This window comes from Streptomyces sp. SID486 (assembly GCF_009865385.1).
Lineage (GTDB): Bacteria > Actinomycetota > Actinomycetes > Streptomycetales > Streptomycetaceae > Streptomyces.
In genome coordinates, this window is the sequence record NZ_WWJT01000523.1 from 1 (window position 1) to 10,640 (window position 10,640).

Consider the following 10,640-nt stretch of genomic DNA (forward strand, 5'->3'; position numbering starts at 1 on the left):
ACGGGGCCGGGCCGCCGGGGCCCGGCCGACGGGGCCGCCCGTCGGACCGGGCACCCACTTTTTTGTGGGTACTTGGCAGCCCCCGCCGGGCCGGGAGAGGCTTCTGCCGAGGTCAGGGGCTGCCCGGCGAACAGACGGGAGGGGACGGCGGCAGCGCCTCAGGAGACCGCTCCGCGTGTGCGGAGCCGGTCCAGACGGCGGTGGCCCCACGCGGCGAGCGGGTCCAGCGCCGTGGCCAGGTCACGGCCGAACCCGGTGAGCGAGTACACGGTCTTCGGGGGCAGCACATCGTGCACCTCGCGGTGCACCAGGCCGTCCTCCGCCATCTCGCGCAGCGCCTGGGTCAGCACCTTCTCGCTCAACCCGGGGAGCCGGCGGCGCAGTTCGCCGGGCCGCCGCGGGCCGGACTCCAGCAGCCACAGCAGCGACGTCTTCCACTTGCCGTCGATCACGGCGACAGCGGCGGTCACGCCGCAGACGTTCGGATCCTGGGCACGGCTGCGCGTCATCGTCGTCCTCTTCCCGGGTCTCACGGCCGTCCGGCCGCTCTTCCTCGTCACACACCGGTCACCTACGGGAGTCGCAACATGTCCATCGATCCGAATCTTCCTGCCACCACCGCCACCGCCATGGCCGCCAGCACCACCACGGCCGCCAGCACCACCACGGGCACCGGCACCGGCACCGCCACGGGCGCCGGTACCGTCGGCGCCGTCACCGTCCTCGGACTCGGCCCCATGGGCCGCTCGTTGGCGGGGGCGTTCCTCGGGGCCGGGCTGCGGACCACGGTGTGGAACCGCACGCCCGGCAAGGACCGGGAGCTGACGGGGGAGGGGGCGGCCGGTGCCGCGACGGCCGAAGAGGCGGTGTCCGGCGCCGACCTGGTCGTCGTCTGCGTGGTCGACCACGACGCCTCCGACGCGATCCTGCGCCGCGACGACGTCACCCGTGCGCTGAAGGGCCGTACCGTCGTGAACCTCACCGCCGACACGCCCGACCGCGCCCGCGACAGCGCCCGGTGGGCGGCGGCGCACGGCATCGGGTACCTGGACGGGGCGATCATGACGCCGGCTCCGAGTATCGGCACCCCGGAGGCCGTCTTCCTGCACAGCGGGCCGCGCGACCTCTACGACAGGCACCGGCCGGTGCTGGAGCTGCTCGGCGGGACGCACACCCACCTGGGCGAGGAGATCGGGCGCGCGGCCACCTTCGACATCGCGCTGCTCGACATCTTCTGGACCGCGATGGCGGGCTACGCGCACGCCGTGGCGATCGCCCGGGCGGAGGGCGTCACCGCCGGGGAACTGGCCCCCTTCGCCCAGGGCATCGGCGCCATCCTGCCGCCGCTGTTCGAGCGGTTCGCGCGGGACGCCGACAGCGGTACCTACACCGGGGAGATCAATCCGGTCACCTCCGCCGTCTCCACCATGGCCCACGTCGTCGCGGTCTCCGAGTCCCACGGCATCGACGCGGGCGTGATGCGGGCCGTCGAGGGCATGGCGCGCCGCGTCATCGGCCTCGGCCACGGCGCGGACGGGTTCATCCGGGTGGCCGAGATGCTGGGCCGCCACTGACCGGTCCCCGCGCCGGCCCGCCGTCCGCACCGCGACAGCCACCGCGCAGGACGGACGGCGAGCCGCCCCCGCCGGGCACGACCGCCCGCACCCTGGCGGACCTGCGACTTGTGCCGTGGAGGACGCCGTGGAACGCTTCGGTCCGCCGGTCGTGCACGACCGCAGCGGGCGGTGACGGCCACCGGTCGTGGGCATGGCCGGCGGACAGCGACGGCCCGGCGGGCGGCGACGGTCCGGCGGGTGGTGACGGCCCGGCGGGCGGGGACGCGGACCAGGGCGCCGGGCCGCCCGGGTGACGGACGGGGAGTGGACCGATGGAGCTGGAGCTGCGGCATCTGCGGGTGCTGTGCGCGATCGCCGACGCGGGCGGTGTGGGCCGCGCTGCCGCCCAGCTGGGCTATTCGCAGCCCGCCGTGAGCACTCAACTGAGGCGCATCGAAAGCCACTTGGGTGAGCAGCTCTTCGAGCGCGGGCCCAGCGGGGTGCGCCCCACCCGGTACGGCGCCGAGGTCGTCGAACAGGCCCGGGACGTCCTGGCGCGGGCCGCCGCCATCGGGCACCGCCCGGCCCCCGAGCGCCCCCGCCGCACCCTGCGGGTGGCCGCGACCAACTCACCCATGCTCTCCGGCACGGTCTCCCGCGTCCGTGCCCGGCTGCCCGAACTCACCATCGCGGTCACCAGCGTCTACGCGTCCTCGCGGATCGTGGAGCTACTGGAGGAGGGCGCCGTGGACGCCGCCATCGCGGCCGACTACCCGGGCATGGAGCTGCGGCACTCGGCCGCCGTACGGCACCGGGGGATCGTCACCGAGCCCACGTTCGTCGCCCTCCCCGCCCGGCACCGGCTGCGGCTGAGCCCCCAGGTGCAGCTCGCCGACCTCGCCGAGGACGCCTGGTTCGTGACCCCGGACGACGGGGCCGGCTGGCCGGGGGTGTTCTACGACGCCTGCGCGGCGGCCGGGTTCGCGCCGGTCGCCGTGCACGAGTGGCTCGGCGACCAGAACCAGCTGCAGAGCATGATCGCCGACGGCCTCGGGGTGTCCTTGGTGCAGCCGACGCTGCGGCCGATCCCGCACGTCGTGGTCAAGCCGCTCGCCGGTTCCCCGCTGTGGTGCCGCTATGTGCTGGCCTGGCGGCCGGACGCCGTCACCGGCGACGTCGTGGAGACGGTGATGCGGTCCGCGGCGGACGCGTACCGCGATCTCGTCGCCCAGGCCCCGCACCTGCGCAGCTGGGCCGCGCGCACCTGGAGCGTCGCGGGGGCCTAGGGAACTGCCGGGCGCCGTCCCCCGGCAGCGGGCCACGAGCGGGCCATGCGGGGGCCGGGGTGTCGGCCGGGGGTGTTATGTGCCGGCAGTGCCATGTGCTATGTCACACGCCATTGTTGGGGCGGCCGGTGCGCTGAGACAGTGCCTCACACGCCACAACACCCCACAGTGGCGCCCCATTTCGTGGAGGAATCCCGATGCGCTATCGCTTCGCGCTGCCCGGACGCGTGCCGAGAGGCGCGGCCGGCCGTATCGCCGGCGCCGCCGCCGTCTGCGTCACGCTGGCCGGCCTGCTGTCCACGCCCGCGCTGGCGGCGCCGCAGCCGCACACCGGCACGGCCACCGCCACCCGCACCCGGCTCCCCGTGCCGTCACCGGCCACCGCCACCACCGCGGCCACCGAGCTGCCCGCGCCCCGGGCCGAGCGGCTCCGGCCCGTGCAACTCCCGCCCCTGAGCCCGGTGTCCGCAAGGCCGCCCCGCACTGCCGTCAGGGCGGCCTCCTGCACCCCGGCCGACTTCGGCGGCCGCACCGGCTCCGCCCTGGTCTCCTACGTCAAGGCCGCGACCCCGGACTGCGTCAACACCCTCTTCTCGGTGACCGGCACCGACGCGCGCGACATCTTCCGCCAGGCCCAGATGCTGACCGTCGCGAACGCGTTCACCGCCACGGCCGGGCAGTACCGCGGCGACAACTCGGGCAGCCTGCTGCAGCTCGTCCTCTTCCTGCGCGCCGGCTACTACGTGCAGTTCAACCACGCCGGGGACGTGGGCCCGTACACCTCCCGCCTCACCACCGCCGTCACGAGCGGCATGGACGCCTTCTTCGCCCGCTCCCACTCCCGCGACGTCACGGCGGCCAACGGCGACATCCTCGGCGAGACCGTGATCCTCACCGACAGTGCCGACCAGCAGGGCCGCTACCTGTACGTCTACCGGCGGCTGCTGAACGCCTACGACAGCTCGTACGACTCGGTGGACAGCATGATCAGGGCCGTCAACGACGTCTACACACCGCTGTGGCGCGGCAACTGGAACCCGGACTACGTGCGGGCGGTGGCGGCCGACCCGCGCGTCATCGACACCCTCTACGACTTCGCGCTGGCCAACACCGACCAGCTCGGCACCGGCCTGGCCTTCCTGGACTCCAACGCCGGCATGAACGTCGCCCGTTACCTGGAGCACCCCGAACTGCGGGACATCGTGCAGCCCTTGACCAAGGATCTGCTGGACGCGACCGGCATCACCGGCCCGACGGCCGGGCTGTGGGTGGCGGTGGCCACGCAGGCCGCCTACTACGCCGCCGTCGACTGCGCGTACTACGACGTCTGCGACCTGCCGCAGAAACTCGACCGGGCCGTGCTGCCCGTCACGCACCGCTGCGACGCGAACGTCACCGTCCGCGCCCAGGCGCTGACCTCCGCCGACCTCGACGCCGCCTGCGGCAGTGTGCTCCGCCAGGACGCCTACTTCCGCCGGATCGTGCAGGCCGGCGGTGCGATACCCGGCCAGTACGCCGGCACCCTCCGGCTGGTGGTCTTCGCGAGCCGGGCCGACTACCAGATGTACGCGGGGGCCATGTACGGCATCAGCACCGACAACGGCGGCATGACCCTGGGCGGAGACCCGTCGGACCCGGCCAACCAGTCCATGTCGATCATGTACCAGAAGGACACCGACGACGGCTTCCCGGCCCGGATCTGGAACCTCAACCACGAGTACACGCACTTCCTGGACGCCCGTGACGACATGAAGGGCGACTTCGGGCAGCAGATCTCCGTGCCGGACGTGTGGTGGATCGAGGGTCTCGCCGAGTACGTCTCCTACGGCTACCGGGGCCTCGCCGACGACCAGGCGGTCCAGGAGGCGGGGAGGCACACGTACCGGCTGAGCACCCTGTTCGAGAGCACCTACGACAACAGCGACACGACCCGCGTCTATCCCTGGGGCTACCTCGCCGTGCGCTACATGACCGAGCGGCACCCCGACGACGTCCAGCGCATGCTCGCCCGCTTCCGCACCGGCGACTACGCCGGCGGATACGCCGTCTACCACGACGGCATCGGCACCCGCTACGACGCCGACTTCGACCAGTGGCTCACGGCGTGTGCCGCGGGCGCCTGCGCCGGGCCGGCCGCGGCCTGAGCGCACCCGCGCACCCGCGCACCCGCGCACCGGCGGGACGGCCGCCGACCGGGAACCCCCGGCCGGCGGCCGTACCCGTACGCGCGGGATCAGACCGCGGTCGCGGGGTACGTCGGGTACTCGACGCCCGAGACGTGCTGGACGACCCGCACGACCTGGCAGGAGTAGCCGAACTCGTTGTCGTACCAGAGGTAGAGGATCGCGTTGTCGCCGTCGACCTTGAGCGCGCCGGCGTCCACGATCGAGGCGTGCCGCGAGCCGATGAAGTCGCTGGAGACCGCGTCGGGAGCGGTGGTGAAGTCGATCTGGCGCTTCAGCGGCGAGGTCAGCGAGATCTCGCGCAGGTAGTCGTGGACCTCCTCGCGGCTGGTCTCGCGGGCCAGCTGGAGGTTGAGGATGGCGATCGACACGTCCGGCACCGGGACGCGGATCGAGCTGCCGCTGATCTTCGCCTTGAGGTCGGGCAGCGCCTTGGCGACGGCGGAGGCGGCGCCGGTCTCGGTGATGACCATGTTGAGCGGCGCGGAGCGGCCCCGGCGCTCGGACTTGTGGTAGTTGTCCAGCAGGTTCTGGTCGTTGGTGAACGAGTGGACCGTCTCCACGTGGCCGCGCAGCACTCCGTACTCGTCGTCCATCGCCTTCAGCGGCGGGACGATGGCGTTGGTGGTGCAGGAGGCGCAGGACAGGATCTGCTCGTCCGGCTTGACGGTGTCGTGGTTGACGCCGTGCACGATGTTCGGGACGTCGCCCTTGCCCGGCGCGGTCAGCACGACCTTCTCGATGCCGGGGCGCAGGTGCTTGGACAGGCCCTCGCGGTCACGCCACTTGCCGGTGTTGTCGATGAGGATGGCGTTGCGGATGCCGTACTCGGTGTAGTCCACGTGCGACGGGTCGTCGGCGTAGATCACCTTGATCTCGTTGCCGTTGGCGAGGATCGTGCTGCTGTCCTCGTCGACGGTGATCGTGCCCTGGAACTGGCCGTGGATGGAGTCGCGGCGCAGCAGCGAGGCCCGCTTGACGATGTCCTGCGCACCTCCGCCGCGCACGACGATGGCGCGCAGCCTGAGGCCGTTGCCGGAGCCGGCCTTCTCGATCAGCAGGCGGGCGACGAGGCGGCCGATCCGGCCGAAGCCGTACAGCACGACGTCGCGCGGTTCCCGGCGCTCGATCTTGCCGTCGCCTGTGGCGCCGGCGACCGCCTCGGCCGTGAACTCCTCCACGCTCAGCCCGCGCTCGTCGGCCTTGTGCATGGTCGCCAGCATGCCGAGGTCGATCTGGGACGGCCCGAGGTCCAGCGCGGTCAGGGCCTTCAGGAACGGCATCGTCTCGGTGACGGACAGCTCGGCGCCGGCGATCTGCCGGGCGAAGCGGTGCGTCTTCAGGATGCTGACCACCGACTTGTTCACCAGGGAGCGGCTGTGCAGCAGGACGGTCACGTCCCGCTCGCGGTGCAGCTTCCCGATGAGCGGGATCATCGACTCCGCGATCTCCTCGCGGGTCTTCCAGTTGGTGAACGAGTCGTCGTTGACAGTCACGGATCCATCTTTCGAGCTAGGCAGCGCTCATATGGTAACCACACTGCTCCGACGGGCTCACAGCCCCCTCCCGCTGGACGAATCGTCCGCGAATGAGTGAATTACCCCCGGGGAGTGGCCGGACCCGCCGACCGCCGGGAGTGGAACCGGATCCTGCCGCGATGACATGATCGGACTGACTCCGACGGGGGAGAGGCCGCCGATGAGACTGCACACACACGAGTGGGGCTCCGGCGACCGGACCGCCGTCCTGGTGCACGGGATCATGTCGGACCACCGCACCTGGCACCGGGTCGCTCCCGTCCTGGCGGACAAGGGGTACCGGGTCGTCGGCGTGGACCTGCGGGGCCACGGCGCGAGCGGCTGGGGCGAGTACACCCCCGAGGCGTGGGCCGACGACCTCGTCGAGACGCTGCCGGCCGGCCCGGAGCTGGTGCTCGGTCACTCGCTCGGGGCAATGGCGCTGGCCGGCGCCGTCGAACGGCTGGCACCCGCCCGGGCGGTCTACTGCGACCCGGCCTGGGACATGCGCGAGAAACTGGTCGAGGCCTCCGCCTACTTCACCGTCTTCAAGACCGCGCACCGCGCGATGATCAGCAGCCTCAACCCGCGCTGGGACGACGACGACCTGGACATCGAGCTGGCCACGCTCGCCACCTGGGACCCCGCCACGGCCCGCGTCCTGCCGGGCATCTACGCGGTCAGCCGGACACCGGCGCGCCCGGTGGTGCCCTCGCTGGTGGTGCTGGCCGGCGCGGGCGAACTCGTGCGGCCGGGCCTCGGAGCGGAGTTGGTGCGCCGCGGCTTCGAGGTCCGAACGGTCGAGGGGGCCGGACACAGCCTCTTCCGGGACGACTTCGCGGGCTTCATGGGCGCGCTCGACGGCTGGATCTGAGAGACAGCGGCGCCCCCCTGGGCGGGGGAGCGCGACGCCCCCCCGGGGGGCGCCGGGCGTCGGCGGACGGTCAGCGCGGGTTGAAGACCACGCTGGCGAAACGGGCGCTCTCCGGCGCGGACCGGCCCGGGGCCAGGCGCCGCGCGGACCCCTTGCACTTCTTCTGCGTGTAGACGACGAGCGGCTTCTTCGTTCCGTTGCGGGCGCCGCGCGCCTCCTGGGCCATGTCGAAGCACCTGCCGTCCGGCGGGCTGTCGATGGCGTACGCCTTGCCCTTCGGTCCGATCCAGGTGAACGTGCCGTCGGCGGCGAGCGCGGAACCGGTGGCGGTGGTCAGGGTGAGGGCGAGACCGCCGAGTACGGCGGCCAGCGGGCGGTACAGACGCATGGGTGTGTCCTTCGTGAGCGGATGTCGCGTCCGTAATGTCCCATCTCCGCCCGGTGTGGTCCCGGTGCCGACACGGGGTATGTCCACCGTCCGGGCGACCGGCGCGGCGGCGGGGCGGGCGCGTGGCACGGGCCCGCCCCGCCGGCCGCTGTGCGAAGGCCGGGAATCGGGGTAGACGAGGGGACGCCCGAGGAAAGGACCCGTCCCATGACGACCTATGTGATCAGCGTCCCCGGCACCTTCACCGCCGGGGCCGAGCCGGACACCCGGAACCGGCTGGCCCGGGCGCTGCGCCCCGCCGACCCGCACGGCACCCGGATGGGCAACGCCGAGGACCTGGACGTGCTCAGCGTCAACGAGGACAACACCTTCACCCTCCGTCTGACGGTCGACGCGGACACCGGCCCGCACGCCGAGGAGGAGGCGCGCCGGCTCGCGGACGCCGCTCTCCGGGACGCGGGACTGGACGAACGGAGCGCGCCGCTCGGACCCGCGGTGATCACCGGCATCGACTCCGAGATCCACTGACCCGCGGGGCACGAACACCGCATGATCCACTGACCCGTGGGGCACGAACACCGCATATAGGTAAAATCGAGGCGTTTGGCGAACACTCAGGCGGCCGGCCCCCGGAAGCCACCGCCCTGCCGGAAGTGACCGATGCCCCGCAAGCGCTCCATGGACGAAGGCGACGAGCTGCTGGCCCGTCTCGGTTCGCTCACCGCCCAGGCACGCCAGCGGGCGGAGCTGCAGCGCACCCAGGTGGAGCTGGCCATCGCCTTGCAGCGGGGCATGCTCCCGCGGGACCTGCCCGCCGCGCCGGGCCTCCACCTGGCCGTGCGGTACACCCCCGCCAACCTCGGTCTCAACGTCGGCGGCGACTGGTACGACGCCTTCGACCTGCCGGACGGCCGGATCGGGCTGGCCATCGGTGACGTGCAGGGTCACAACATCGAGGCCGCGGCCTTCATGGGCCAGGTCCGCGCCGGACTGCGGGCGCTCGCCTCGGTCACCGGCGAACCGGGCGAGCTGCTGTCCCGCACCAACGAACTGCTGCTCTCGCTGGGCAACGAGCTGTTCGCCACCTGCATCTTCATGCGGCTCGACCCGGCCACCGGAGTGCTGGAGAGCGCCCGGGCCGGCCACATCCCGTTCGTGTGGGCCACGGCGGACGGGAAGTCCGGCGTCGTCGACGACGAGGGAGGACCGCCGCTCGGCATCGAGCGGGGCGTCGAGTTCCCGGTGACCCGGCACCGGCTCACCACCGGCGGGGTGTTCGTCCTGCTCACCGACGGCGTGGTGGAGGGGCCGTCGCTGAACATCGAGGACGGCCTCGACCAGGTGGTGCGGCTCGCGGGTATCGCCGCCGTCGCCGGGCTGGCGATCCATTCGCTCGCCGCGGCCGTCATCAAGGGCGCGGAGAGCGTCGGACACGACGACGACGCCGCCGTGCTGGTCGTCGGCCTCGACGAACCGTGCACCTCGCCCGCTATTCGGCCGTAGGGCCGGCTGGGGGCGCTCCTGGCGCGGTTCGGCGATCGGGCCGGCTGGGGTCGCTCCTCGCGCGCGGTTCGGCGGTAGGGCCGGCTGGGGTCGCTCTTCGCGCGCGGTTCGGCGGTAGGGCCGGCTGGGGGCGCTCTTCGCGCGTGGTCCGGCGGTAGGGCCGGTGGGGGTCGCTCCTCGCCCGCGATCCGGCCGTAGGGCCGCGCCCCTCGCCCGCGATTGAGCCGACAGGCCGGACGGGAGCGCTCCTCGCCTCGCCGACCCGCGGCCATCGGTGTGAGATGGCTCTGTGGTGGCTATCGAAGAGCTGCGCCGGCCGGGCGGTCAGGTCGCCCGGATACTGGCCGTCGCCGCCTGCTACTACGCGGCGGCCCGGCTCGGCCTCATCCGCGAGCTGACCGTCGAGGGTGCCGTGGTCACCCCGATCTGGCCGGCGAGCGGCGTCGCCGTGGCCGCCCTGCTGGTCCTCGGGCTGCGCTGCTGGCCCGGCATCGTGCTGGGCGCCTTCTTCTCCGTCCTGTCCCTCACCACGCCCGACGTCTGGGTGCTCTTCGTCCTCTTCGGCAACACCGCCGCGCCGGTGTGCGCGGCGGTGTTGCTGCGCAGGGCCGGGTTCAGCACCGACCTCGGCCGGCTGCGTGACGGCCTCGCCCTGACCTTCCTGGCCGCGCTGACCGCCACGCTGATCAGTGCCACCGTCGGCGTCGGCACCCTCGTCCTCACGGGCAGCCTGGCCGCCGACGGCTTCTGGCCCGTCTGGCTGGCCTGGTGGGTGGGCGACGCGATGGGGGTCCTGATCGTCACCCCGCTGCTGCTCATACTCCACCGGGCGCGCCGGCCGCTGCCCCTGGGCCGCTGGAAGGAGGCGACCGCGCTGGCCGTCGTCACCTGCCTCCTGGTACCGCTGTCCGCCTACAGCTCGCTCAGCCTGCTCTTCCTGGTGTACCCGCTCATCATCTGGGCGGCCCTGCGCTTCCAGCTGCTGGGCAGTGTGCTGTGCGTGCTGTTCACCTCCGTGACGGCCACCGTCGCCGCCACGGACGGCCTCGGGGCCTTCGCCGACCTGAGCCGCGTCGAGGTGATGATGAAACTCCAGGCGTTCAACGGCACCATGGCCCTCACCGCGCTGCTGCTGTCCGCCGTGATCACCGAGCAGCGCATCACCCGGCGCTCGGTGGAGAAGGCGTGCCAGGAACTGGTGGAGGTACTCGAACACCTCACCGCCGGCGACGCCCCGCCGCCCCGGCCGCACACGGCGGCCGAGGACGACGCCGAGGACCGCCCGTGGCCGACGGGCGCCCCGTGAGCCCGCCGCGGGTTCGACGGGCGTGTC

Annotated in this window: 10 protein-coding genes; 7 read left to right on the forward strand and 3 right to left on the reverse strand. The window is 72.7% G+C overall.

The features are described from left to right. Positions 1 to 158 precede the first annotated feature (158 nt). Positions 159 to 509: a helix-turn-helix domain-containing protein gene (locus tag GT045_RS24105; protein WP_161291002.1), complete on the reverse strand. Its 351-nt coding sequence runs from the start codon at positions 507 to 509 to the stop codon at positions 159 to 161. A 78-nt stretch (positions 510 to 587) separates the two neighbouring features. Here GT045_RS24105 and GT045_RS24110 point away from each other — a divergent pair, with 78 nt between their 5' ends. The 3 genes from GT045_RS24110 to GT045_RS24120 all read left to right on the forward strand — a co-directional run bounded on the left by GT045_RS24110 (position 588) and on the right by GT045_RS24120 (position 4,986). Next, on the forward strand, positions 588 to 1,574 hold the full coding sequence (locus GT045_RS24110) for an NAD(P)-binding domain-containing protein (protein WP_272926888.1): 987 nt from the start codon (positions 588 to 590) through the stop codon (positions 1,572 to 1,574). A gap of 314 nt (positions 1,575 to 1,888) precedes the next feature. After that, complete coding sequence (locus tag GT045_RS24115; RefSeq protein ID WP_161335418.1) at positions 1,889 to 2,842, forward strand: LysR family transcriptional regulator; 954 nt, start codon at positions 1,889 to 1,891, stop codon at positions 2,840 to 2,842. Positions 2,843 to 3,039: 197 nt separating this feature from the next. Further along, complete coding sequence (locus tag GT045_RS24120; protein WP_161335419.1) at positions 3,040 to 4,986, forward strand: collagenase; 1,947 nt, start codon at positions 3,040 to 3,042, stop codon at positions 4,984 to 4,986. Positions 4,987 to 5,075: 89 nt separating this feature from the next. On the opposite strand, the gene GT045_RS24125 is transcribed toward GT045_RS24120, so the two are convergent. Continuing rightward, positions 5,076 to 6,521 (reverse strand): glyceraldehyde-3-phosphate dehydrogenase, encoded by a 1,446-nt coding sequence (locus GT045_RS24125; protein ID WP_161287431.1) that lies wholly within the window; start codon positions 6,519 to 6,521, stop codon positions 5,076 to 5,078. 202 nt (positions 6,522 to 6,723) lie between these two features. Here GT045_RS24125 and GT045_RS24130 point away from each other — a divergent pair, with 202 nt between their 5' ends. Then, positions 6,724 to 7,416, forward strand: coding sequence for an alpha/beta hydrolase (locus GT045_RS24130; protein ID WP_161287432.1), 693 nt, complete (start codon positions 6,724 to 6,726; stop codon positions 7,414 to 7,416). A 70-nt stretch (positions 7,417 to 7,486) separates the two neighbouring features. On the opposite strand, the gene GT045_RS24135 is transcribed toward GT045_RS24130, so the two are convergent. Next, a complete protein-coding gene (locus GT045_RS24135; protein ID WP_161287433.1) occupies positions 7,487 to 7,804 on the reverse strand; it encodes a hypothetical protein in 318 nt (105 codons plus the stop codon). A gap of 207 nt (positions 7,805 to 8,011) precedes the next feature. Here GT045_RS24135 and GT045_RS24140 point away from each other — a divergent pair, with 207 nt between their 5' ends. The 3 genes from GT045_RS24140 (at position 8,012) to GT045_RS24150 (ending at position 10,613) form a co-directional block, all read left to right on the forward strand. Continuing rightward, positions 8,012 to 8,332 carry a hypothetical protein gene (locus tag GT045_RS24140; RefSeq protein WP_161287434.1) on the forward strand — a complete coding sequence of 107 codons (321 nt, stop codon included), beginning with the start codon at positions 8,012 to 8,014 and terminating at the stop codon, positions 8,330 to 8,332. Positions 8,333 to 8,464: 132 nt separating this feature from the next. Beyond that, positions 8,465 to 9,307, forward strand: a complete 843-nt coding sequence (locus GT045_RS24145) for a PP2C family protein-serine/threonine phosphatase (RefSeq protein WP_161287435.1) — start codon at positions 8,465 to 8,467, stop codon at positions 9,305 to 9,307. Positions 9,308 to 9,596: 289 nt separating this feature from the next. Beyond that, positions 9,597 to 10,613, forward strand: a complete 1,017-nt coding sequence (locus GT045_RS24150) for an MASE1 domain-containing protein (RefSeq protein WP_161335420.1) — start codon at positions 9,597 to 9,599, stop codon at positions 10,611 to 10,613. Positions 10,614 to 10,640: the final 27 nt, after the last annotated feature.

Bases quoted from the DNA above. Each gene is read 5' to 3' on its own strand.
- GT045_RS24105 (WP_161291002.1), bottom strand. From the start codon at position 509: ATGACGCGCAGCCGTGCCCAGGATCCGAACGTCTGCGGCGTGACCGCC.
- GT045_RS24110 (WP_272926888.1), top strand. From the start codon at position 588: ATGTCCATCGATCCGAATCTTCCTGCCACCACCGCCACCGCCATGGCC.
- GT045_RS24115 (WP_161335418.1), top strand. From the start codon at position 1,889: ATGGAGCTGGAGCTGCGGCATCTGCGGGTGCTGTGCGCGATCGCCGAC.
- GT045_RS24120 (WP_161335419.1), top strand. From the start codon at position 3,040: ATGCGCTATCGCTTCGCGCTGCCCGGACGCGTGCCGAGAGGCGCGGCC.
- GT045_RS24130 (WP_161287432.1), top strand. From the start codon at position 6,724: ATGAGACTGCACACACACGAGTGGGGCTCCGGCGACCGGACCGCCGTC.
- GT045_RS24135 (WP_161287433.1), bottom strand. From the start codon at position 7,804: ATGCGTCTGTACCGCCCGCTGGCCGCCGTACTCGGCGGTCTCGCCCTC.
- GT045_RS24140 (WP_161287434.1), top strand. From the start codon at position 8,012: ATGACGACCTATGTGATCAGCGTCCCCGGCACCTTCACCGCCGGGGCC.
- GT045_RS24145 (WP_161287435.1), top strand. From the start codon at position 8,465: ATGCCCCGCAAGCGCTCCATGGACGAAGGCGACGAGCTGCTGGCCCGT.